The following is a 22,545-nucleotide window of genomic DNA, read 5'->3' as shown; positions in this document are numbered from 1 at the left end:
GCTCTGTAAAGGCCTCAGCCTGCCCCCACTTGGGCCATTAAAGTCTGAGATGCGTCACAAGGACTCCCCTTGACCGATACCATCATGACACGAGACACCCTATCAACCAGGTATTGAGATCGGCAATCTCCGCACCGATGATCTCATGCGCCATCGGATACACATGCCAGGCAACGTCATGCCCCTCGGCACGCAGCCAGTCCCGTGCGAGGCGAGCCGCCGCCAGCGGCACGACCGTGTCGCCCTCACCGTGTGCCAGAAAAACCGGCGTTGCCCGGTTGGCCTCTGTTGCCTCCCTTCCCGTCTGCCCGGCCAGCGGCAGATAGCCGGACAGACCGGCGATCCCTGCCAAGGGTAAAGGGTAGCGCAACCCGGTCATCAGTGACGTCGCACAGCCCTGGGAAAACCCACCGATCACGATGCGCCGGGACGGAATGCCGCGCGCGACTTCCTGGTCGATCAGGCTCGCCAGATAGGCCTGGGCGTCACGGAGCCCTGCCTCATCTTCCCGTAGAAGCAGGTCAGTCGCGAGAAGGTCATACCACGCCGGCATGCGCTCGCCGCCGCAGACCGAAACCGGTCGGACGGGCGCATTGGGAAAAATGAACCGGACCGACCCAACGGAGCGCAGATCAAACGCCTGAGCAATGGGCGCCAGATCCCGGCCACTCGCCCCCAGGCCGTGAATGAGGATGATCGACGCGACGGGATTTTTCCCGGTTTCGACCTCCAGCGCTTTCAGCGGCTTCATCCCCTGCTCCCTTCACCATTGGCGTTCGTAATGCTTGATGAAACTATGGTACGGGTATAATCGTACATTATCAAGCATGCGGAGGCTGTCATGAAACTCGAAATCTGGTCCGACTATGCCTGCCCCTACTGTTATATCGGCAAGCGGTTTCTCGAAGCCGCCCTGGCCGAATTCGAACATGCCCGTGAAATCGAGATCGTCTTCCGCGCCTTCGAACTCGATCCGACGTCGGGTCCGGCGGTGACCACAACAACGCTCGACCGCATCATGCGGAAATACGGCAAAAGCCGGAGCGACGCCCAGGCCATGATCGACCACATCACATCCATGGGCGAGAGATGCGGTCTCGACATGCGTTATGCCTCGGTCCGCTACACCAACACCTTCGACGCGCACCGGCTGACCAAATTCGCCGAGCAGCACGAACGCGGTGCGGACATGACGGAGCGGCTGTTCCGGGCCTATTTCACCGACAATCTTCCCCTCGCCGACCATGATGTGCTTGTCGGCCTTGCGCAGGATGTCGGTCTTGATGGCAACGCCGTGCGCGCCATGCTGATGGGCACCGACTTCGCGGAAGATGTCAGGCATGATGAAACCCATGCGTCACAGGCAGGCATTCACGGCGTGCCCTTCTTTGTCTTCGACGGTGCCTACGCTCTTTCAGGCGCGCAGCCGAAAGCCCAATTGCTGACCGCCCTGCACCAGTCATGGAACGAGGCACGCAAAACGGTAGTCGAGAATCCTACCACCGGCATGACCTGCGACAGCACGGGATGCGTCAGTCCGCCTTCCGATGCCAGTAATCTCTGAGCAAAGGCCGTACTGTCAGTGCTCCCGTCAGGCCGGCGCACCCTGACGGGAGCGGTCGTATTCGGCGATCGTCTCCTGCGTGAGCGGATCACTGACAAGCGGGCCGAGGATGGAGTCCAGCAGACCGGGAAACCGACTGTCCAGATCCTCGCGCCGCAACTCAAGACGATACTCCCGACCGATATGGCGCTGCCAGACCACACCGCTGTCACGCAGGGCGCGCCAGTGATGCGTCATGGTGGATTTCGGAATCTGTGGGAGCACATCGCAGCACGGATGTTCGCCCCCCACGGCGATCGTCCGCACCGCAGCAAGGCGGATGGGATTACCCAATGCCGTCAGCACGGCTTCGAGCCGGATATCCTCGCGTTTCGGATGGCGTGCGATCATGTGTGGATTGGTACGCGTATCATGGGAGCGGGTCAAGAAAACGCTGCTTCCGAACCCCCATCATAAGCCTGTGTCCCAATAAGACTGGCTTTTAATCCGTATGTACGTCTATATTCGTATCAATGAGACTCGTTCATGACGACCGGAGGCCGCCTTGCCACCCAATTTCCTGCTCCATACCCAGAGGCCAAAGCGGGTCGCCGCCGCATCACGCGCGGCCCAGCTGATTCTCGTTGCTCTGGTGCCGGGCCTCACAGGCTGCACAGTCGGCCCGACCTATAAGGCCCCCCAGCCACCGGATGCCGCAACAATCGGCGAAACCCGGTCGGAAACAGCGACCGTCGCTTCGGCCAACTCCCCGTATCAGGTCGCCGGAAAGCCAGGTTCCGACTGGTGGCGTCTCTTTCGCTCGCCCCGGCTGGATGCCCTCGTCACCGAGGCACTTCGGAACAATTGGTCGATCCAGGCGGCCCAGGCCAACCTGCGCAAGGCGGCTGAGGGGCTCCATGCCGCCCAAGGCAGTCTGATGCCCCAGATCGACGCCACCGGTAGCGAGGGGCGACAGGAATACGGGGCAGCCCTGTTCGGCCCCTGGGCGTGGACCTTCCCGGCCTTCTCCGCCTATTCGGCCGGTCTCGACGTTTCCTATGACCCCGACATTTTTGGCGGTAACCACCGTCTGGTGCAGATGGCCGGCGCACAGAAAGATGCCGAACGGGAGCGCCGTGATGTCACGATGCTGCTGGTGGTTGGCGACACGGTCCTGACCGCCTTCGAAGCGGCCTCGACAGCAGACCAGATCACCGTGATCCGGGGTGTGATCGACACTGACCGGGAAACGCTTCGGCTGGCGACACTCGCCTGGCAGGCGGGTAGGAGGCCCCGGCTGGATGTCGTGACCGCCGAAGCACAACTGGCGCACGACCAGTCTCTCCTGCCGCCGCTGATCAATGCTCTTGAGGCCGCGCGAACGACGCTGGCCGTCCTGACCGGGCATTCGCCGGCTGGTTGGACCGCACCGACCTTGACCCTTGCCGATTTCAACCTGCCTTCGGACATTCCCGTGGTGGTGCCATCCGAACTCGTGCATGCCCGCCCGGACATCATCGGTGCCGAAGCCATGATGCGCGCGACGAATGCCGAAATCGGCGTCCGGACCGCCGACCTCTATCCCCGCCTGACCCTCAGCGCGGCCGTCGCCGCCGAGGGTCTGATGGGCGGCCCCGCCGGCGCGGCATGGCGCCTGATCGGCGGTGCGGCTCTGCCGCTGTTCCATGGCGGCACCCTCATGGCCCGGAAAAAACAGGCGGAAGAGGATTACCGGATCGCTTTCGATCATTACCAATCAGTAGTCATCAATGGCTTCCGCGAAGTCGCCGATGGCCTGAACGGCCTGAAGAACGCCTCGACGGAACTGGACAACCTGCGACAGGCCCTGACCTCGGCCGATGATGCGCTGACGTTGAGCCAGGCCGGGTATCAGGCGGGCCGGGAGACCATCCTCCAGCCGATCAACGCCCGACGGCTCGTTCTGCTCGCGCGCCAGAACACCGTCCGGGCACAGACCGAGATGTTCCGTCAGACGGTACGGATCATGGTGGCGACGGGCGGTGGGCTGGCCGATGCTCATGTCACACCCGATCAGTGGCGATCTGTCCGGCTCGCGGCGCGATGACCGGCATCTGATGCACGTTCGGCCTCTAATGTTCGGATTTTCCAGCGCTTTAGATACGTATATCCGCGTATAATAATAATTTCGGGAGATATCTGTGCGACGCTTCTCCGTCCCCTGGCACCATGCCACCGCTCTAGCGGTGCTGATGTCCCTGCCCGCCGTCGGCAGGGCTGCCGACACTCCGGCAACAGCGGTCTCCGTCTGGCCGGTCAGACCCGTCCCTTTCGCCGCCCATATCGAGACGATCGGTCAGGTCGAGCCGTTCCAGGGGGTAACGCTCTCCCCTGAAATCGCCGGCCGGATCACCGAACTGGATTTCGATTCCGGGGCGACCGTCCGGAAAGGCCAGTTGCTCCTGGTCCTCAATGACGCGCCGGAACAGGGCGAGCTGATCCGCCAGAGCGGCGAACTGCGGGCGGCCGAAGCTGATCTCGCCCGTGCCCGCTCTCTCATCCGCACCGGCGTAGAGAGCCACGAGGATCTGGAGACAGCCACGGCACGCTTCGAAGCCGCGAAAGGCAATGTCGCCAGAGTGCAGGCGGTGATCGACCAGAAGCATATCCGCGCGCCCTTCGACGGCTCCGTCGGGATCAGACAGATCAATCTCGGCCAGTATCTGAATCCGGGTGATGCCATCGCCACGCTGACGTCCTACGCCCGAATGCGAGTGAACTTCATCCTCGCCGAGGAGAACGCAGCCAGCGTGCAGCTCAGGCAGACCGTCCACCTGACATTCGACACGACGCCGGGGCAGGATTTCACCGCCACGGTCACCACCATCGACCCGCGCATCGACGGTTCGCATACGCTCTCCATTCAGGCCCTGCTCGACGCGCCGCCGGCCGACCTGCATCCGGGCACCTACGCCCATGTCTCCATTGCCGCGAAGGTGGCGCCACACCTCGTGGTCCCGGAAACCGCCGTCACCTATACCGCCTACGGAGAGACGCTTTTCGTCGAGCAGCCGTCCACCGATGGTCCGACCGTCACCGCGACGGCTGTACGCGCGGGCGACCGCCGCAACGGATGGGTGGTCATCGATGACGGGGTGAAGCCGGACGACCGTGTCGTAACCAGCGGCCAGAACCGCCTCGTCACCGGCGTGAAGGTGCGCGAGATTCCGGAAGTCCTGCCTCTGGCCGGCCTGCGGGAGCTGGCACAATGAGTTTTACTGATCGCTTCCTTCGGCGGCCTGTCCTCGCGATCGTCGTGACGATCCTGATTGTTCTCTTCGGGATCAAGGGCTTCAATTCCATCGCAACACGTCAATATCCAACCCTCGAAACCTCCACGATCCTGATCTCGACCCGCTATCCGGGGGCATCATCGGACCTCATGCAGGGCTTCGTGACCCAGCCGATCAGCGAGGCCGTCGCGTCCGTCGAGGGCATTGATTATCTTTCCTCCACCACGACGCAGGGCCTCAGCGTGGTGACGGTGCGCATGATGCTGAATTATGATTCCATGCGCGCCCTGACCGACGTCATGTCCAAGGTGAACGCCGTCAAATACCGGTTGCCGGAAGGCGCGTATGATCCGGTCATCAAACGCACCTCGGGCGGCTTCACCGCCGTCGCCTATATCGGTTTCGCCAGCACGACGCGCCCTCTCTACGAAATCTCGGATTATATTCACCGGGTCGCAGCACCGATGCTCTCGGGCATAGAGGGTGTATCCGAGATCAGTTATTTCGGAGAGCAGCGCCTTTCGATGCGCCTCTGGCTCGACCCCGAGAAACTGGCCGCCAACGACATGACTGGCGAGGACGTGGCACGGGCCATCCGGGAGAACAATTTTCAGGCCGCACCCGGACGGATCCGCGGCGTTTATACGATCAGCAATATCAACCTCAACACGGATCTAAAAACCGTCGAGGAATTCCGCGACATGGTGCTGCGCTCGACCGGTGGCCGGGTTATCCGGGTGCGGGACATCGGGCGAGCAGAACTGGGGCCGGACAATACGGACACCAGTTCGCAGACCAGCACGCTTCGGCCGCCGAATGGCAAGCCGACGCCCCGCCCTTCGATCTTCGTGGGCCTGGAGCCGTCGCCGACGGGCAATCCGCTTACGATCATCTCGCGTCTCAACGAGATCATGCCGAAACTCAAGGCGACGCTTCCGCCGGGAATTGATGTCCGCGTCCCATACGAGACCGCACATTTCATTCAGGCGTCGATCGATGAAGTGACCGAGACCTTCATCGAGGCGCTGCTCATCGTCATCCTTGTGATTTACCTCTCCCTCGGTACCGTGCGGGCGGTGATCGTACCGATCGCCACCATACCCCTCTCGATGCTTGGCGCGGTCGGGCTGATGTATACCTTCGGGTTCAGTCTGAATCTGCTCACCCTGCTGGCGATGGTGCTATCCATCGGGCTCGTGGTCGATGACGCCATCGTCGTGATCGAGAACGTCCATCGCCATATCGAAGAGGGCAAATCCCCCTTCGACGCTGCGTTACTCGGGGCGCGTGAGGTTGCAGGCCCTGTTGTCGCAATGACCCTTACGCTCACGGCGGTTTACGCCCCGATCGCTTTCATGGGCGGACTGACGGGCACGCTGTTCCGGGAATTCGCGCTCACGCTGGCCGGGTCCGTCATCGTCTCCGGAGTCGTTGCACTCACCCTGTCGCCGCTCATGAGCGCAAAATTGCTCAAAGCGAAAGAGAAGGAAGGCTTCATGGAGCGGATGGCCGAGCGCGCCTTCGGTTTCATGACCGCGCGCTATGAAACCGTTCTCGATTTTTCGCTACGACATCGCTGGGTTCCACTCGGCACGGCGGCGGTAATCTTCCTTCTTATTCCGGTCATGCTGCATGTCTCGCAGAGCGAACTGGCACCCAATGAGGACCAGGACATCGTCTATACGGCGGTCAAGGCTCCGCAATACGCCAATCTTCATTATGTCGAGACCTACGCCCAGACGCTTTACGAGAAGATGTCTGAAATCCCGGAAGGCCATAGCCACTGGCAGATGAACGGAATTGACGGGATCGCCAACAGCGTTGGCGGTGTCAATCTCGATGATTGGGGCAAGCGGAAGCGTAACGCCGATCAGATCCAGATGGACCTGCAACAGCGTGTTGCTTCCATCCAGGGGACCAGCGTCTTCGTGTTCCAGATGGGGGCACTGCCGGGTTCAACCGGCGGCCTGCCAGTCCAGATGGTCGTCCGCAGCGATGACAGCTATCGCAACGTCTTCAGCGTCATGTCACACCTGCGGGAAGAAGCCTCTAAAAGCGGTCTGTTTGCCGTGGTCGATAGCGACCTCGCCTTCGATAATCCGGTTGTCCGGGTCACGGTCGATCGGACCAAAGCCAATGCGCTCGGGATCCGTATGGAGCGGATCGGCAACGCACTGAACACGCTGATCGGGGAAAACTACGTCAATCGCTTTGGCTATTATGGCCGGTCCTATGACGTGATCCCGCAAGCCGTTCCCCTGTCCCGCCTGACACCAGATGCCCTGAAGACCTACTACATGCGCGACCAGAATGGCCGTCAGGTACCGCTGTCAGCCTTGGCCAGCGTGCGCGTCGATGTGGAGCCCAACCGCCTGCCCCAGTTCGGCCAGCAGAATTCGGCCACGTTTCAGGCCATTCTCGCCAAAGGCGTGACGATGGGTGACGCCGTGAGCTTCCTGAAGGCAAAGGCGGCGGAGTTCCCGCCCGGCTACAGCTATGACTGGCAGTCTGATTCACGACAGTATGTACAGGAAGGAAACGCGCTCATTTTTGCATTCCTTTTCGCACTGATTGCCATCTATCTCGTCCTGTCGATTCAGTACAACAGCTTCACCGACCCGGTCATCATCCTTGTCAGTGTGCCGTTATCCGTGTTCGGCGCCCTTATTCCGCTCGCTCTCGGTGTGACGACCTTAAATATCTATACCGAAATCGGACTCATTACGCTGATCGGACTGGTCAGTAAGCATGGCATCCTGATGGTCGAGTTCGCAAACGAGATCCTTCATCGTGACAATGTAGACCGCAGGACAGCAATCGAGACGGCCGCCGCCATCCGTTTCCGCCCGATCATCATGACTACAGCTGCAATGGTCGTGGGTCTTGCGCCCCTGGTCATCGCCACGGGTGCGGGCGCGAACAGTCGCTTCGGACTGGGAACGGTGATTGTCGTCGGCATGATCGTCGGCACGACCATGACGCTCTTCGTGCTGCCCTCGGTCTATACGGTCATCAAGCCGCGCCGTGGCAAGACGGTGTGACAGGCCATGCGCCGTCCGCCATTCGATCTCTGGCAACTTCTGTGCGTGCGGGCAATCGCCGAGCACGGCAGTATCCACGGCGCGGCGCGTTTCCTGAATACCCGACAATCTGCCGTCAGCCGGTCCCTGCACAACCTCGAGGAGCGGCTTGATGTCAGGCTGTTCATCCGCTCCCCGACGGGCGCTGCCCCAACCATGTTCGGTCAGGAATTCATCCGCTGGAGCCAGACGATCCTGGACAATGTGGCCGGCATGAACGCCCGCGCTCGGCGGACGGGCAAGGGCGAGAATGGCCAGATCTCGATCGGCATCCAGACTTGCGTCCTGCCAGGACGGCTCTCGGCCTTCACGGCGGAGTTCCGTGCCACACATCCCGATATCGCCTTTCGCTATTCCGAAGGCACTGGCAAAAGACTGCTGCGCCGTCTCCAGCGCGGACAGATCGATTTCGCGGTCGTCACACGCCGCGACCTGGCGCCCGCCTTGCGGGTCACGCCTCTGTGGAGCGAACGCATCGTGGCCGCACTCCCCGCCGATCATCCTCTCGCGACACGGCCGGAATTATCCTGGACGGACCTGCGTCATGAAACATTTCTCACAGGACGTGACAACGCAGGCCAGGACTTCGAGACACTCATCCTGCGTAAGATTGGGGAGACGGGCATCCGGCCGAAGATCCGGCGTCATGATATCGGCAGCAACAGGATCGTCGCACTCGTCCAGAACCACGAAGGCGTCGCCCTGCTTCCCGCCTCGTGGCTGCCGCTGATCCGCGATCGGCATGGCCATGACATCGCGATCACGGAAATCCGGGACGCGGGCGGCTCCTCCCATCTGGAATTCGGGATCGTCTGGCGACCTGACAATGAAAATCCCTGCGCCCTGAGCTTCGCCCGCTATATCGAAGTCCACAGACCATGAAGCTATTTTTCCGACGACGTTCCTTTCCCCTTTCTCCGTGCTTTGGCGAACCCCTTGTCCGACATCATGAACTGCCGAAGCATGGGCGCGACCAGCCGGACCGGATCCGTCGCCCCATCATTGCCGGAAAGAAGCGCTGCGTAGGCAAGCAGATCACGATGAAGATCGGCAGGTAAGGCCACAGTCATTTTCACCGGTTTCTCGTCGGGGATTTCCCTGATCTTCAATTCTGTCATCGAGGATTTCCTCCGTTCTGATAGGGTTTGAGCAACAGGTCGCGGCTGAGAATGACGGTGAAGGGCAGTCCCGGCCGGTCGGTGAGCGTCGGCTGGACGTTCAGACTGCGGTCGATCAGCCGGTTGCCGACCATCGAGAAACCGTTCGATGCCCCACTGCGGATCGCCTGCATCAGATTGTTCTCGTTCCATGACGTGCCCGCTTCCGAACCGATGCTGAGCAGGGTCGTGACCAGGGCAGCCTTGAAGAGCTGACCCCAATGGTTGTTGACCTCATCGGACAGACCTGACTGGCCGATGGCGTCTCCACCCGGCAGTTTCTCCAGGACCAGGCTCTCGCCGTCCGGGAAGATCAGTCGGGTCCAGATGATCTGGGTGCGCTGCTGCCCGAAAGAAATCCCACTGTTATAGGCTCCGAACAAGGTGCTGCCCTGCGGGATCAGGAGATAGCGTCCGGTCGGGCTATCATAGACGTTCTGCGTGATATGGCCGGTGACCTGGCCCGGCAGGTCGGAGCTGATTTTCGTGTTCAGCGCCCCCGCGATCACCGTGCCCGCCTGAAGGATATAGGGCGAGGCAGGAGGTGCGATACGGTCCGGGCTGGTTGTCGAGCGGTCGGGCTGCCCTTCCGGAAAGGCAAGGTTCCCAGCCTGTGGCCCGGTCGTGGTGGGCGCCCGCCCCGGGGAGGCAAGAGCGCCCGGCGTGGGCGGGGTGGCCTGTTCGCTGGCGCGGTCACGTTCACCCGTCTGCACGAACAGACGGCTGGCGATCGCGGCCTCAATTTCCTGTGCGGCACGGCGATCCTCCCCGCCGGATGCTGCTCGCCCCTGCTGCTGCGCTTTCAGGATGGTGTGCCCCAGATCACCGGACAGTGCGGGGCCGAGCTTTGGCACGCCATTGCCGACATAGTCGGAGGGCAACCGCGCCAGCCCATCGGCGGACGGACGGGCATCCGTGTCCTGGCTGGCGGCGGATGAAGTTTTATGGCTGCTGTTCTCCAGCGCGTAGCCGAGCGCGAGACCGAGGGTAAGCATGCCCACCCCGCCGAGCGCCCAGACCACGGTGCGGTTAAGGCGTACCACGCGCGGCCCTTCCGCCCGCAGGCGCAGATCGGGAGGTGATGGAAGTGGCGCGGACGTCCCGCCGGCAGCCTGGTCCTGCCCCGTCATGTCGGCCGCCCGTCGGTGCGCACGATCCGCACGCGCTGCTCGGAGTGTTTGTCGCCCAGTCGCAGTTCAGCGGCGGCAAACAGCCGGTCCACGATCATCCAGTTCTGCCGGACACGATAATTGACCAGTTCCGGACCGCCGTCTGCCCCCAGCACGAAGAGCGGCGGTAGTTCCCCCTGCCCTATTCCCGATGGGAAGGCGATATAGACCTTATGGCCATCATCGAAGGCCCGGCTGGGCAGCCAGGGCGGTGTACCCCCTTTCACCGGCTGGATGGCATAGCGGAAATTCAGGGCATCAAGATTGAGGCCCGTTTCAACGGGAGCATCGTCATCTGCGACACTGTCCTGCCTATGCAGGGCGATCAGGTCATCCTCGGGATAGTCCCAGGATACCGACGCCATATAGGTGGCGGGGGTGGAGCGCAGTTCGGCCAGATAGGTCCGGCGATCGGTGTTCACGATCAGGTTGGTGGTCAAATCCGGTCGGGTCGGCTTGACCAGGATATGGATGCGCTTCGTCGCCCCTGCCCCGCTCTCGGTATCACCGATGATCCAGCGCACCGTGTCGCCGGCCGCAACCGGCCCCGTACCGACCAGCTTCTCGCCCTGCTGGAGCATAATGTCTGTGATTTCACCAGGTGAGGCATAGACCTGATAGAGCGCACCCGCGCTGTAGGGATAGACCTGCACCGCGTTGATGAACCCAGCCCGCGTGGGCTGGATGCGCGCCGCCAGATTGGCCTGGGTCACGCGCATGGTCGGGTCGGCGACTTCGGGGGCGGTGCGCCCAGAACGTCGTGACGGCAGCGGCTTGAGCTGCCCAGGCAGCGGGAGTGGCTGTGGCACCTCCACGACCTGCACCGGTTTCGGTGGGTCGGGCAGATGTGTCGCCTTAGCCGCATCATCGTAGCGAATGACAGGCGGATGATACTGCCCCGCACAAGCGGACAGGGCGAGCAGCATCAGCGGCAACGCGCGCATGACCATGCGGATCATTGTCCGAGCTCCTTCGACCAGTTGATGGCAGAGACATAGATTCCAAGGGGATTTTTCCGCAGATGATCGGCATCGCGGGGCGTGCGCAAAACGACCGAGACGAGGGCGGTCCAGCGTTCGGTGCCGGTAAAGGCGCCGTCGCGGTAATGGCGCTCGGTCCAGGCGACGCGGAAGCTACCGGGCGATGCCCGGATCACCGAGGCGATGTCCACCTCGACCTGTTCATGCCCGATGCGCGAGAACGGATCGTTCAGGCGGGCGTAATCGTTCAGGGCAACCGCGCCGGATGTCGTGGTGAAGTCATAGGCACGAAGCCAGTTGTGCCGGACCACCACAGCGTCGGACGACAGGGACCGCACGTCATGAACGAACTGCGCCAGATACCAGGCGATCTGCGGATCTGCAGGCGTGTAGCCCCCTGTCGCCGGGGCCACGACCTGTGCCTGGCCGAGCCTGTCGACCTGCACCACCCAGGGCACGATCGTGCCGCGCGCGGAGTGCCAGATCAGCGCGCCCCCGAGACCGGCCGAGAGAAGCATGCCGCCGAAGGCCATCAGCCGCCAATTGCGCGCCTGGACGCGGGCGGAGCCAATGCGTTCGTCCCAGATCTGGGCGGCTTTCTGATAGGGTGTCACTGGCTCGGGTGTGGTCCCGTAGCGTGTGGTGGAGCGACGGAACATCATTCTTTCTCCGAGAGATCGATGGAGGCGGACCCGCCGCCGCCATCGGCGGAGCGGATGACATTTGCGGCTTCCACCGCATGGGCGGCCGCATTCCGGCGCTTCATCTTCCGCGCCCAGCGGGGTGGCTTGCTATCAGATGTCGGGCCGGAGCCATCGCCTCCATCGGGACCATCGCCACCGGGGTTGCCGCTACCGGCGGGCCCGGCACCAGGGTCACCCCCGCCGCCGGACGGGCCTGAGGACCTACCGTCACCTGATGGACCGTCGCTTCCTCCACCACCGCCCATCGCACCGGCGGCCCAGCGTCCACCGGCAGCATAGCTTTCCTTCAATGAGGATGCCGCCGCGCCGACCTTGCTCTTCGCCGCGTTCATGGCAGCGCCGCCGGCAGCACGACCGACATTGCCAGCAGCGGCGGCCATACCGGCCGCGCCCGTCTGCCCCGCAGCTCCCATGGAATATGCGGTGGTCGCAGCGCCCGCGATCGCAGCACCTCCCCGTGCGGCGGCAGCGGTCGCACCAAGGGCGGCGGCACCCCCGGATGCCAGGGCGGCAGGGGCAGCCACGGCAGCGGCTCCCATGGCACCTACCGCCATTCCGGTCCCGGCCGCCGCTCCCGCGCCAAGCTGGGGCGCACCGGAAATCAGCCCATTGGCGACGCTGCCGCCATACATGGCGAGCCCGATCATCGCGAGTGCTGCGAGCACCACGGAGAGCGCCTGACCGATCGTCGGCAGGCTGTCGCCATAGGACGTGGTGAACTGAGAAAACAGCGTGGAGGCAATGGCGCTGATGACGGCGAAGACCATGATCTTCACGCCGGAGGACACCACATTGCCCAGCACCTTCTCGGCCAGGAACGCCGTACGGTTGAACAGCGCGAATGGAATCAGGATGAACCCTGCAAGCGTGGTGAGCTTGAACTCGACGATCGCCACGAAGAGCTGGACGGCCAGCACGAAGAACGCCGCCATGACGATGAACCAGGAGATCAGGAACACCGCGATCTGGGCGAAGCCGGTGAAGAAATGGATCGGGTCGAGGAACTGATGCATCGCGTCCAGCAGCGGCTGGGCCGCATCAAACCCCGTCGCCGCCAGCCTGCCGGGATGCAAGAAATCACCGAGCGCGAGCTTTCCGCCGCCGACCTTCAGGCCAAGGGCAGCGAAACTGTCGAAGATCTTCTTCGAGAGTGCGTCGAAATTGTCGATGACGAACGCGAAGAAGCCGATATAGAGCGTCTTCTTCACCAGACGCTGGATGATGTCCTCATCCGCCGCCCAGGCCCAGAACAGCCCGGCGAGCGCGATGTCGAGGACGGAGAGCGATCCGGCGAGCGAGACCACATTACCCTTCACCAGACCGAAGCCGGTATCGATCGTCGTGGTGAACGTATTCAGGAAATTGTCGATAACCCCCGCGTTCGTCATGCCTGTAGCCGCCATGACCGTCAGTTCCCGTCGTTGAACACAGAGACGGCGCCGGGCACGTAGGCGTCATGCTGCGCGAAATGTTCGTATTGCGCCTGACCTTCCGCCTCGGCCGCCGCCTCACGCGCCCGGTCGAGGTCCTGTGCCCGTCCGTTGGACGACAGCACGGCCACCACGTCGGAGAGCTGGCGCGATTGCAGGGCGAGCAACTGATTACCGGCCTGTGCGGCCTGCAAGGCGCCGGCCGAACTCTGGCTGGCCGAAACGAGCTGGGTCATGGCGCTGCTGTCGGACGGGATATTGCCGACAGCGCGGGCCTGCATCTTCAGGGCATCCTCGAACCCACCCACGGCATTCTGCCACCGCGTCTGCGCCTGGCTGAACAGGGCGCTGTCGGACATGGAGGACGAGATCGACGTGTACGCCTGCTGGTATTGCTGCTCGACTGATGTGACGCTGTAGGCGATGTTCTGCGCCTGCGCGAGAAGTGCCGTCGTCTGGGAAATCGTTGATTGCAGCGTCGACAATGTCGACAAGGGCAACATGGCGAGGTTCTTCGCCTGATTGACCAGCATCTGCGCCTGATTGGCAAGCGACGTGATCTGATTGTCGATCTGCTGCAACGCGCGGGCAGCCTGTAGCACGTTCTGGCCGAAGTTAGCACTATCAAACACCGCCCATTGCGCTCGGGCAGGAACAGCGGAAAAGGAAATTACGACGACACCGTAAAAGAACAGGACGCGCCTCATGACGCCCCTCCTTCGCGCAACAGGTCAGCGACCCAGGTGACGCCTCGTGCCTCGAACCAGGCCGGCAGGAATCCGGCACGGCCATGTTCGACGAGTATCTGGTCGATCAGCCTGTGATCGTCCTTGCCGGAGACGGCGCAGAGCGCCAGAGTGACGGGACCGAGCCCCAGCTCGAACAGCCGGTTGCCGCGCTGGGTCTGGCAGTAATATTCCCGCTTCGAGGTCGCGCGGGCGATGATGGCGATCTGCCGTTGGTTCAGCCCGAAATCGCGATAGATCGTCATGATCTGCGGCTCAATCGCCCGTTCATTGGGCAGGAAGATCCGCGTCGGGCAGCTTTCCACCACGGCCGGAGCAATGGCGCTGTTCGCGATATCGGACAGGGATTGCGTGGCGAAGATCACCGACGCATTCTTCTTGCGCAGTGTTTTCAGCCATTCCCGGAGCTGGCCTGCGAAATCGCCGTCATCCAGCACCAGCCAGCCTTCGTCGATGACCAGTAAGGTGGGACGCCCATCCAGACGGCCTTCGATACGGTGGAATAGGTATGAGAGAACCGATGATGCTGCGCCGGAGCCGATCAGCCCCTCGGTCTCGAACACCACCACATCGGCATCACCCAGCCGCTCGACGTCCCCATCGAGCAGGCGGCCATAGGGACCGCCCAGGCAGTAAGGAGCCAGTGCCTGCTTCAGGGCGTTGGACTGGAGGAGTGCTACGAGCCCGGACAGGGTCCGCTCATGAACGAGAGACGACGCCAGGGAGTTCAGCGCCGACCAGAGATGGGATTTGACTTTCGGCGTCAGTGCCACGCCCTCGCCGACGAGAATCTGACCCAGCCATTCCGTGGCCCATTTGCGCTCGTCGGCATCGTCGATCCGCGCCAGCGGCTGGAGTGGCACGGCAGGATCATTCTCGTCCGCGTCGTCGGTCAGGCCGCCCCCGAGATCATGCCAGTCTCCGCCCATACCGAGCGTCGCCGCACGCATAGATCCGCCAAAATCGAAGGCAAACATCTGAGCGCCCGCGTACCGGCGGAACTGGAGCGCCATCAGCGCCAGCAGGACGGATTTGCCTGCTCCTGTCGGCCCTGCGATCAGCGTGTGGCCGACATCGCCGACATGCAAGGAAACGCGAAAGGGGGTCGCTCCGGCCGTCTTACCATAGAACAGCGGCGGCGCACGGAAATGGCCATCCTGCTCTGGCCCCGCCCACACGGCGGAAAGCGGGATCATATGCGCCAGATTCAGCGTCGAGACCGGGGGCTGACGCACATTGGCATAGACATGACCTGGCAGAGATCCCAGCCACGCCTCGACCGCGTTCAGGCTTTCGGCCATGCAGGTGAAGTCGCGGCCCTGGATAATCTTCTCGACGAGGCGGAGCTTCTCGGCCGCGATGCTGGCACTGCCGTCCCAGACCGTGACGGTCGCGGTGATGTACGCCTGCCCGACATCATCCGCGCCCAACGATTGCAGCGCCAGATCGGCGTCGGCCGCCTTGTTGGCGGCATCGTTGTCGACCAACGCCGACGCCTCGTTGGTCATCACCTCGCGCACGATCGCCGCGATCGATTTCCGTTTGGCGAACCACTGGCGACGAATGCGGGTCAGCACCTTCGTCGCATCCATCTTGTCGAGCAGGATGGCCCGGGTGGACCAGCGATAGGGCATCGCCAGCCGGTTCAGGTCATCCAGAATTCCGGGGAAGGTCCGCGACGGGAAACCGGTGATCGTCAGGGTTTTGATAAACGCATCACCGAGTTTTGGTTCCAGCCCGCCCGAGAACGGCTGATCCACCAGCAGGGCATCAAGGTGCATCGGGATTTCCGGCACCCGGACGCGCTGGTTGCGGGTGGAAATGGTGGAATGCAGATAGGTCAGGGTTTCGCCGTCACCCAGCCACGCCGCCTCGGGCATGAAGCCTTCAAGCAGGGCCAGCATACGGTCCGTGCGATCCACAAACGCAAGGAGCATCCCATGCGGATCAGGGCCATCGCGCTCCCTGCCCTCATAGAGAAACCGCTCGGCACGGCCCGATGATTCCGCCGGTGGCAGCCAGACCAGGGTCAGGAAATACCGACTCTCGAAATGCGCCCCTTCGTCCTCGAATGCCTCACGACGTTCGAGATCCACCATCTCGCTGGCGGGATCGGGGAAATCGCTGTCGGGATAGAGTGTGGCGGGGACACGCTGCGCCTCGACAAACACCGCCCAGCCGGAGCCCAGACGTCGCAGGGCATTGTTCAGCCGCCCGGTGACACCGACCAGTTCGGCGGGCGTGGCGCTGTCCAGATCGGGGCCACGGATGCGCGCCGTGCGCTGGAAACTGCCGTCCTTGTTGAGGACGACGCCCTTTTCCACCAGTGCCGCCCAAGGCAGAAAATCAGATAGAAGGGCACTGCGATTGCGATATTCGCCAAGGGACATCATGGCCGATCTCCCCTCCCCTATACCCGCAGCCAGGCGGGGTAACGGAGATGCCGGCGCCCGACCTCGATGAATAGCGGATCGCGCTTCGCACCCCAGACCGCGAGCCCGTGCCCGACGATCCAGAACACGGCCCCGATCAGCCACAGGCGCAGGCCCAGCGCGATCGCAGCCGCCAGTGTGCCATTGGCAATGGCCACGGCTCGGGGTGCCCCGCCCAGCAGGATCGGGTCGGTCAGTGACCTATGCACCGGGACATGGAAGCCCGGCACCGCGTCATCCTCATATCCCGCCATCAGATCAGCGCTCCGCCGGAGAAGGAGAAGAAAGACAGGAAGAACGAGCTGGCCGCAAAAGCGATCGACAGGCCAAAGACGATCTGGATCAGGCGGCGGAAGCCCCCCGATGTTTCCCCGAAGGCCAGGGTCAGGCCGGTTACGGTGATGATGATGACCGAGATGATCTTGGCGACCGGCCCCTGCACGGATTCCAGGATCTCGTTCAGGGGCGTTTCCCACGGCATGTCCGACCCGGATGCCAGGGCCGAGGAGCACCATGCGACCGAAAGCAGCAGCATGGCGGAAATGGCAGGCGCGTGCTGGCGCACGCGAAAGAGAGCACGGGTCATCGGGAATCTCCTTCGGTGTAAGCAGGATGAATGCGATACGAGCCTGTGGCGGGATCGAGCCCGTCCACGGTGGCGAGTTCGGACAGCCGGCGGGAATTACCGCGTCCCGAAAGCACGGCGATCACGTCGATGGTTTCCGCGATCATGGCGCGTGGCACCGTGACCACGGCCTCCTGGATCAGCTGCTCCAGACGATACAGGGCCGCCAACACCGAACCGGCGTGCAGCGTGCCGATGCCGCCCGGATGGCCGGTACCCCATGCCTTGACCAGATCGAGTGCCTCGGCGCCCCGCACCTCCCCGATGGGAATACGGTCGGGGCGCAGGCGCAGACCGGAGCGGACGAGATCCGACAGCGTGATGACACCTTCGCGGGTGCGCAGGGCAATGAGATTCGGCGCCGTGCATTGCAGTTCACGCGTATCCTCGATCAGCACGACGCGGTCGCCGGTTTTCGCCACCTCGGCCAGCAGGGCGTTGACCAGCGTGGTCTTGCCGGTACTGGTCCCGCCCGCGACCAGGATATTCCTGCGCGCGGCAACAGCCTGGCGGAGATATGCCGCCTGCCCTGCCATCATGATTCCGGCGGCGACATAATCGTCGAGGGTGAACACGGCGACGGCGGGTTTGCGGATCGCGAAGCTGGGGGCCGTCACCACTGGTGGCAGCAAGCCCTCGAACCGCGCCCCGGTCGGCAGTTCAGCCGACACACGTGGGACTGCCTCGTGGACTTCCGCCCCGACATGGTGGGCGACCAGCCGCACGATGCGTTCGGCATCGGCCGGGGCGATCGTCTCGCCCGTGTCGGATAGCCCCTCGGACAGCCGATCGATCCATAACCGCCCGTCCGGATTCAGCATCACCTCGACGACGGCCGCATCGGCAAGATATCCCGCGATCGCCGGTCCCATGGCCGTGCGCAGCATGGAAATGCCACGCATGCGAGCGCCGTTCTCAATCGGTGTAACCGCCATGGAAGCCCCCGTCCGTAGGGGTCATCCGGCCTGCCCGGACGACGACGGGGATCATTAAAGAGTGCTGTTTTCTCCCGTTTTCAACAGCATTTTCCTGCGATCGTACAGGATCGTAACGGATGCGGGTTTTACTTGCTTCTGGCGGTTTATCGAAACCGGCAGACGAAACCCGACAGACATGTTCAGGAAAGGCGTTCTTCCTCGACCTCCTGCGCAAGGAGCATGGAGTCCCCCCGCAGCCGGGCGGCATCACGGGCCGGGGGCACCCCGAACATGCGCCGGTAGTCGCGGCTGAACTGGGACGGACTATCGTAACCCACGGCGAAACCGGCTTCCGCCGCGTCGTCACCGTCCGCCACCAGACGCCGCCGCGCTTCCTGTAGCCGGATGCAGGTGCGATATTGCATCGGGCTCATCAGCGCCACTGCCTTGAAATGCCGGAACAGCGAAGGCGCACTCATGCCAGCAAGGCGCGCCAGATCGTCGATCCCGAAATCCTCGGCGTAATGCGCCCGCATCCAGGCCATGACCCGGGCAATCCGGGTCATGTGGCTGTCTGCCACCGCGATGGCCCGAAGCCGGGCGCCGAGCGGCCCGGTCAGCAAGCGGTAATAGATTTCTTGCTGCACCAGCGGAGCGAGAACCGGAATATCGCCGGGCGTATCCAGCAGCGCGACAAGACGGCGCACGGAATCCAGCAATGCCTCGTCCAGCGATGCGACGGCTAGACCGGCTTCCTCCCCTGCCCCTCTGACCCCGCCAACTGGCACGGACAGCAGCAGGTTCGCCAGCGCCGCCGGATCGAAATCGATGCTGAGCGCCAGATAGGGCTGGTGCGGACTGGCCTCGATCACCGCGCTGCTGACCGGCAGATCGACCGTCGTGATCAGGTAATGGCTGTCGTCATAGGTGAAGGCATGCGTTCCAAGCTCGACCCGCTTGCGGCCTTGGACGATCAGGTAGAGCCGGGAACGATAGATGCAGTTCAGCGGCACCGACCGGCTTTCGGAGCGGAACAGCATGAGGCCGGGCACGGCGGTCGGTGTGCGCCGTCCGGCCACGTGGCGCCCGATAAGATCGCGCAGATGATCGATCGCCAACATCCATAACCCTCCGCCAGAAAACTGCCCGTGAGAATAACGGCGCACAAGGCGCGGTTTCTGTTTCTGATAGCATCGGGCAAGAATGCGATGGGATTTTCCTACCGCGATGCCCTTCCCGGGGAGCACCATGCCGCTACGCCGCATCACGCGGTCCGTCTTTTCTCGCGGAGATCTCGTCCCATGAAATACAATCCGCTCGGCCGTACCGGCCTCCTGGTCTCGGAACTCTGCCTCGGCACCATGACCTTCGGCGGTCAGGGGGGCATCTGGGAACAGATCGGCGGCCTAGCGCAGGACAGCGCGGACACGCTTGTCCGCGCAGCACTCGATGCCGGGATCAACTTCCTCGACACGGCGAACGTCTATTCCAACGGACTGTCGGAACAGATCACCGGCCAGGCCCTGCGCAACCTCGGCGTGGTGCGCAACGACGTCGTGGTCGCGACCAAGGTGCTGGGACCGATGGGCGACGGTCCGAACGCCCGTGGCGCCTCACGCGCGCATATCATCGCGCAATGCCACGCCAGCCTGAAGCGGCTACAACTCGACCATATCGATCTCTACCAGATCCATGGCGTGGATCCGATCACCCCGATCGAGGAAACAATGGAGGCGCTGGATACGCTGGTCCGCTCCGGAGCCGTCCGATATGTCGGCGTCTCCAACTGGGCGGCCTGGCAGATCAGCAAGGCACTGGGCATCGCCGAGTGCCGGAACCTGGCGATGATCCGCTCACTGCAAGCCTATTACACCATCGCTGGACGCGATCTGGAGCGCGAGATCGCGCCGATGCTGGATGAGGAACAGGTGGGACTGATGGTGTGGAGCCCGCTGGCAGGTGGATTACTGTCGGGCAAATACCATCGGGACGGCACATCGGTCAGCGGTGACGGTCGGCGCGCCAGCTTCGATTTCCCGCCGGTCAATCGCGACCGGGCCTTCGCGGTCATCGACGCCATGCGCCCCATCGCCGAAGCACATGGCCGCAGCGTGGCGCAGATCGCCATCGCCTGGCTGCTGCACCGCAAGGTGGTGAGCAGCGTCATCATCGGGGCGAAACGTCCGGAGCAGTTGCAGGACAATATCGCGGCCACTACCGTCACGCTGTCGCCCGAGGACCTGACGACGCTGGATGCGGTCAGCGCCCTGCCGCCGGAATATCCGGGCTGGATGATCGAACGACAAAGCGGCTATCGCGCCGGCGCTCGTGCTGGGGAGTTGCCGAAAACATCGTAATGCATCGAGAAGGCTGCCCCGCCAATAAGGCAAGAACTGGACGCCATCCTTCCGCGTCTGGGCGGGGCCGGCCTTATCTTTATGACAGTCAAATTTTACATGTACTTGAATAAAGAGTGATGAATTCGAAATTGGTCCGACGTAACCCGCCGCAAATTTGCGCCTTCCAAAAACATCGCTACCATAAAAAATTAGAGAATGACGCGCTGCGCAACTGCAATACAAACGCCAGATCAGTTCTTCGAATTAGGCGCGAACATAAACCCAAGCATTTCGTCCTGACCGGAGCGTAACAGTAATTCTCTTATAATCGGAGACCTCATAACGGTCCGCATCTGCCAATTCAGCCTCGATAATTGTGAAGACTTTTCCTTTTACCTCATCTTCATCGTTCTCGCTCGCTTCGACAACCGGATGAAACCGGCTTCCACTGGTACGGACAACATCTGGATCTGTGATTTCAACCATCGACATACGATAACCAACAAGAATGTCATTCTGACCATCCAATAGACGGCCAAACGAAGAAAGCTGAACCTCGTCCTTCTGCAAGGTTCCGTAAGAAAATATAAATATCATCTGTTCTTCTTCCATAGGTTTTCGTTGTTCCAATATTGTAAAATTTACTCGACTTTCATATCAGAACGTTGTTGCAACACGCGTCATATGCAAAAGGCGCAATGAATATATCTGTTCAACAATACTTGGAAGTCATGCTCCGCCGGACAATGCCCTCTCGTTCCGCCCGTATTCCCGCCAGTCGCACTCGAGTCTGCGCCACGATGGCCATCGGCGCACCGTCTGGCGTTCCGGCATCGTATGGGGGTGCGGGAGCATATTCCAACTGCAACTGAATGGCCTGCGCGGCCTCATGTCCGGCAATTTCTCCGGTCAACGTCAGAGCGAAATCGATTCCCGCTGTTACCCCACCTCCGGTAATCAGGTTCCCATCCCGCACGACCCGTTCACGAATTGCCTCGGCCCCGTAGAGCGGCAGCAGATCCAGCGCGCTCCAATGTGTTGTGGCACGCCGCCCGCGCAGCAATCCCGCAGCGCCCAGCAATAGCGCACCGGTGCAGACGGATGTGACATAGCGTGCCGTCTCAGCCTGTCGTCGTACGAAACCCGAGGCATCCCGATCCTCCAGCAAAGGCGTAATCCCTACGCCTCCCGGCACGCACAGGACGTCATACGTTCCGCACGTCTCAAATGTTGTCGTCGGCGTCAGGATCAGCCCAGTTGCCGTCGTCACCGGCTGCATGGTTCGTGCCACCAGATCGACTTGGCAATTCGAAAAGCATGGCAAAAACTTCATATGGTCCGGTCAGATCCAACTGCTGTACCCGTGGAAACAGCATCAACCCAATACGCAGCGCCATTGCGATCATGCCTCTCTATGGTTGAGTGAAACCACCATACCGGTGCAGGATCTGGCGGCCATGCCAGATGACCCTCATTTTCCGCCAAACTTGGCCGTCATGCACCAGTCTCGCCGTGTCGAGATCCTAGCTTTTCCGAACGTGCAACTGCTCGACGTCACCGGTCCCCTTCAGGTCTTTGGATCCGCGAATGTCGCCATCAAACATTCCGGTCGATCGGCCCCCTTTTACGTCCCGGTCATGATCGCGGCGCATCCGGTCGTGACCAGTTCGTCCGGTCTGGGGTTGGTAGCGCACCCTTTGCCGCCCATGACCCTACCTGTCGACACACTCATGGTCGCAGGTGGGATCGGTGTGAGTGAGGCCGCCGCTGATCCCGGTCTGGTGGAGTGGCTGCGCGATCGCGCACAAGCGGCCCGGCGTGTGGCCTCGATCTGCACGGGCGCTTTTCTGTTGGCAGAAGCCGGATTGCTCGACAACAGGCGTGCCGCCACGCATTGGTCGCGCTGCACCGAACTGGCCCAGCGATTTCCCGCCGTAAGCGTTGAATCTGATCCAATTTTCATTCGAGACGGCACGATATGGACGTCGGCCGGCGTTACAGCTGGAATCGATCTTGCCCTGGCCCAGGTGGAATCTGACCTAGAGCATAATCCGATCAATCTGGTTCATATCCGGCGGCAGCAAAGCAGGCGGCGGCTTGACTGTGACCGACGTCGTCGATTGCGCTGCATACCGCGTCTTGGAGGGCATC

22 protein-coding genes are annotated in these 22,545 nt (G+C 62.3%); 7 read left to right on the top strand and 15 right to left on the bottom strand.

All coding sequences use genetic code 11. The features are described from left to right. Positions 1-82: 82 nt before the first annotated feature. Positions 83-751: an alpha/beta hydrolase gene (locus tag HLH34_RS16970; protein WP_183120748.1), complete on the bottom strand. Its 669-nt coding sequence runs from the start codon at positions 749-751 to the stop codon at positions 83-85. Between the two features lie 90 nt (positions 752-841). Here HLH34_RS16970 and HLH34_RS16965 point away from each other — a divergent pair, with 90 nt between their 5' ends. Next, on the top strand, positions 842-1,564 hold the full coding sequence (locus HLH34_RS16965) for a DsbA family oxidoreductase (RefSeq protein WP_183120747.1): 723 nt from the start codon (positions 842-844) through the stop codon (positions 1,562-1,564). A gap of 27 nt (positions 1,565-1,591) precedes the next feature. On the opposite strand, the gene HLH34_RS16960 is transcribed toward HLH34_RS16965, so the two are convergent. After that, positions 1,592-1,990: an ArsR/SmtB family transcription factor gene (locus tag HLH34_RS16960; RefSeq protein ID WP_244960024.1), complete on the bottom strand. Its 399-nt coding sequence runs from the start codon at positions 1,988-1,990 to the stop codon at positions 1,592-1,594. Positions 1,991-2,108: 118 nt separating this feature from the next. Between HLH34_RS16960 and HLH34_RS16955 the strand changes: the two genes are divergently transcribed. The 4 genes from HLH34_RS16955 (at position 2,109) to HLH34_RS16940 (ending at position 8,777) form a co-directional block, all read left to right on the top strand. Further along, positions 2,109-3,629, top strand: coding sequence for an efflux transporter outer membrane subunit (locus HLH34_RS16955; protein ID WP_183120746.1), 1,521 nt, complete (start codon positions 2,109-2,111; stop codon positions 3,627-3,629). A gap of 94 nt (positions 3,630-3,723) precedes the next feature. Beyond that, positions 3,724-4,794 (top strand): efflux RND transporter periplasmic adaptor subunit, encoded by a 1,071-nt coding sequence (locus tag HLH34_RS16950; protein ID WP_264784474.1) that lies wholly within the window; start codon positions 3,724-3,726, stop codon positions 4,792-4,794. After that, entirely contained in the window at positions 4,791-7,856 is a 3,066-nt protein-coding gene (locus tag HLH34_RS16945; RefSeq protein ID WP_183120744.1) for an efflux RND transporter permease subunit, read from the top strand. Before HLH34_RS16950 ends, HLH34_RS16945 begins: the two co-directional genes overlap by 4 nt. Positions 7,857-7,862: 6 nt before the next feature. After that, entirely contained in the window at positions 7,863-8,777 is a 915-nt protein-coding gene (locus HLH34_RS16940) for a LysR family transcriptional regulator (RefSeq protein ID WP_183120743.1), read from the top strand. A gap of 2 nt (positions 8,778-8,779) precedes the next feature. Here the strand turns inward: HLH34_RS16940 and HLH34_RS16935 are convergent, their stop codons facing one another. The 11 genes from HLH34_RS16935 to HLH34_RS16885 form a co-directional block, all read right to left on the bottom strand. After that, positions 8,780-9,013, bottom strand: coding sequence for a DUF2274 domain-containing protein (locus HLH34_RS16935; RefSeq protein WP_183120742.1), 234 nt, complete (start codon positions 9,011-9,013; stop codon positions 8,780-8,782). Further along, the gene (locus tag HLH34_RS16930; RefSeq protein WP_183120741.1) at positions 9,010-10,182 is read right to left on the bottom strand and encodes a TrbI/VirB10 family protein; all 1,173 of its coding nucleotides are present in this window, start codon (positions 10,180-10,182) and stop codon (positions 9,010-9,012) included. Before HLH34_RS16930 ends, HLH34_RS16935 begins: the two co-directional genes overlap by 4 nt. Further along, complete coding sequence (gene trbG / locus HLH34_RS16925) at positions 10,179-11,180, bottom strand: P-type conjugative transfer protein TrbG (protein ID WP_183120740.1); 1,002 nt, start codon at positions 11,178-11,180, stop codon at positions 10,179-10,181. The genes HLH34_RS16930 and trbG overlap by 4 nt, the downstream gene beginning before the upstream one ends. Further along, positions 11,177-11,860 (bottom strand): conjugal transfer protein TrbF, encoded by a 684-nt coding sequence (gene trbF, locus HLH34_RS16920; protein ID WP_183120787.1) that lies wholly within the window; start codon positions 11,858-11,860, stop codon positions 11,177-11,179. Before trbF ends, trbG begins: the two co-directional genes overlap by 4 nt. Further along, entirely contained in the window at positions 11,860-13,308 is a 1,449-nt protein-coding gene (gene trbL, locus HLH34_RS16915) for a P-type conjugative transfer protein TrbL (RefSeq protein ID WP_183120739.1), read from the bottom strand. Before trbL ends, trbF begins: the two co-directional genes overlap by 1 nt. A gap of 5 nt (positions 13,309-13,313) precedes the next feature. Beyond that, positions 13,314-14,042 (bottom strand): P-type conjugative transfer protein TrbJ, encoded by a 729-nt coding sequence (gene trbJ, locus HLH34_RS16910; RefSeq protein ID WP_183120738.1) that lies wholly within the window; start codon positions 14,040-14,042, stop codon positions 13,314-13,316. Continuing rightward, positions 14,039-16,474, bottom strand: coding sequence for a conjugal transfer protein TrbE (gene trbE, locus HLH34_RS16905; protein ID WP_183120786.1), 2,436 nt, complete (start codon positions 16,472-16,474; stop codon positions 14,039-14,041). Before trbE ends, trbJ begins: the two co-directional genes overlap by 4 nt. 17 nt (positions 16,475-16,491) lie before the next feature. Beyond that, positions 16,492-16,767, bottom strand: coding sequence for a VirB3 family type IV secretion system protein (locus HLH34_RS16900; protein ID WP_183120737.1), 276 nt, complete (start codon positions 16,765-16,767; stop codon positions 16,492-16,494). Further along, positions 16,767-17,099 carry a TrbC/VirB2 family protein gene (locus tag HLH34_RS16895; RefSeq protein WP_183120736.1) on the bottom strand — a complete coding sequence of 111 codons (333 nt, stop codon included), beginning with the start codon at positions 17,097-17,099 and terminating at the stop codon, positions 16,767-16,769. Before HLH34_RS16895 ends, HLH34_RS16900 begins: the two co-directional genes overlap by 1 nt. Next, positions 17,096-18,073, bottom strand: coding sequence for a P-type conjugative transfer ATPase TrbB (gene trbB, locus HLH34_RS16890; RefSeq protein ID WP_183120735.1), 978 nt, complete (start codon positions 18,071-18,073; stop codon positions 17,096-17,098). Before trbB ends, HLH34_RS16895 begins: the two co-directional genes overlap by 4 nt. A gap of 182 nt (positions 18,074-18,255) precedes the next feature. After that, entirely contained in the window at positions 18,256-19,176 is a 921-nt protein-coding gene (locus HLH34_RS16885) for an AraC family transcriptional regulator (RefSeq protein ID WP_183120734.1), read from the bottom strand. 180 nt (positions 19,177-19,356) lie between these two features. Here HLH34_RS16885 and HLH34_RS16880 point away from each other — a divergent pair, with 180 nt between their 5' ends. Then, positions 19,357-20,412: an aldo/keto reductase gene (locus HLH34_RS16880; RefSeq protein ID WP_183120733.1), complete on the top strand. Its 1,056-nt coding sequence runs from the start codon at positions 19,357-19,359 to the stop codon at positions 20,410-20,412. A 246-nt stretch (positions 20,413-20,658) separates the two neighbouring features. Here HLH34_RS16880 and HLH34_RS16875 read toward each other — a convergent pair whose 3' ends face one another. Together HLH34_RS16875 and HLH34_RS16870 are read right to left on the bottom strand one after the other, a co-directional pair. Continuing rightward, on the bottom strand, positions 20,659-21,006 hold the full coding sequence (locus HLH34_RS16875) for a gamma-glutamylcyclotransferase family protein (protein WP_183120732.1): 348 nt from the start codon (positions 21,004-21,006) through the stop codon (positions 20,659-20,661). A 100-nt stretch (positions 21,007-21,106) separates the two neighbouring features. Further along, positions 21,107-21,673, bottom strand: a complete 567-nt coding sequence (locus HLH34_RS16870) for a DJ-1/PfpI family protein (protein WP_244960023.1) — start codon at positions 21,671-21,673, stop codon at positions 21,107-21,109. Between HLH34_RS16870 and HLH34_RS16865 the strand changes: the two genes are divergently transcribed. Then, positions 21,672-22,545, top strand: an 874-nt coding sequence (locus HLH34_RS16865; RefSeq protein ID WP_244960022.1) for an AraC family transcriptional regulator, incomplete at its 3' end; no start/stop codon positions are given. The genes HLH34_RS16870 and HLH34_RS16865 overlap by 2 nt on opposite strands.

Origin of the sequence: Gluconacetobacter azotocaptans (assembly GCF_014174355.1) — a bacterium.
GTDB classification, from domain to species: Bacteria; Pseudomonadota; Alphaproteobacteria; order Acetobacterales; family Acetobacteraceae; genus Gluconacetobacter; species Gluconacetobacter azotocaptans.
This window is presented reverse-complemented; position numbering and strand designations above follow the sequence as displayed.

Bases quoted from the DNA above. Each gene is read 5' to 3' on its own strand.
- HLH34_RS16945 (WP_183120744.1), top strand. From the start codon at position 4,791: ATGAGTTTTACTGATCGCTTCCTTCGGCGGCCTGTCCTCGCGATCGTC.
- trbG (WP_183120740.1), bottom strand. From the start codon at position 11,180: ATGATCCGCATGGTCATGCGCGCGTTGCCGCTGATGCTGCTCGCCCTG.
- HLH34_RS16900 (WP_183120737.1), bottom strand. From the start codon at position 16,767: ATGGCGGGATATGAGGATGACGCGGTGCCGGGCTTCCATGTCCCGGTG.
- HLH34_RS16895 (WP_183120736.1), bottom strand. From the start codon at position 17,099: ATGACCCGTGCTCTCTTTCGCGTGCGCCAGCACGCGCCTGCCATTTCC.
- trbE (WP_183120786.1), bottom strand. From the start codon at position 16,474: ATGATGTCCCTTGGCGAATATCGCAATCGCAGTGCCCTTCTATCTGAT.
- HLH34_RS16875 (WP_183120732.1), bottom strand. From the start codon at position 21,006: ATGGAAGAAGAACAGATGATATTTATATTTTCTTACGGAACCTTGCAG.
- HLH34_RS16930 (WP_183120741.1), bottom strand. From the start codon at position 10,182: ATGACGGGGCAGGACCAGGCTGCCGGCGGGACGTCCGCGCCACTTCCA.
- trbL (WP_183120739.1), bottom strand. From the start codon at position 13,308: ATGGCGGCTACAGGCATGACGAACGCGGGGGTTATCGACAATTTCCTG.
- HLH34_RS16970 (WP_183120748.1), bottom strand. From the start codon at position 751: ATGAAGCCGCTGAAAGCGCTGGAGGTCGAAACCGGGAAAAATCCCGTC.
- HLH34_RS16965 (WP_183120747.1), top strand. From the start codon at position 842: ATGAAACTCGAAATCTGGTCCGACTATGCCTGCCCCTACTGTTATATC.
- HLH34_RS16940 (WP_183120743.1), top strand. From the start codon at position 7,863: ATGCGCCGTCCGCCATTCGATCTCTGGCAACTTCTGTGCGTGCGGGCA.
- trbJ (WP_183120738.1), bottom strand. From the start codon at position 14,042: ATGAGGCGCGTCCTGTTCTTTTACGGTGTCGTCGTAATTTCCTTTTCC.
- trbB (WP_183120735.1), bottom strand. From the start codon at position 18,073: ATGGCGGTTACACCGATTGAGAACGGCGCTCGCATGCGTGGCATTTCC.
- HLH34_RS16935 (WP_183120742.1), bottom strand. From the start codon at position 9,013: ATGACAGAATTGAAGATCAGGGAAATCCCCGACGAGAAACCGGTGAAA.
- HLH34_RS16870 (WP_244960023.1), bottom strand. From the start codon at position 21,673: ATGCAGCCGGTGACGACGGCAACTGGGCTGATCCTGACGCCGACGACA.
- HLH34_RS16885 (WP_183120734.1), bottom strand. From the start codon at position 19,176: ATGTTGGCGATCGATCATCTGCGCGATCTTATCGGGCGCCACGTGGCC.
- trbF (WP_183120787.1), bottom strand. From the start codon at position 11,860: ATGTTCCGTCGCTCCACCACACGCTACGGGACCACACCCGAGCCAGTG.
- HLH34_RS16880 (WP_183120733.1), top strand. From the start codon at position 19,357: ATGAAATACAATCCGCTCGGCCGTACCGGCCTCCTGGTCTCGGAACTC.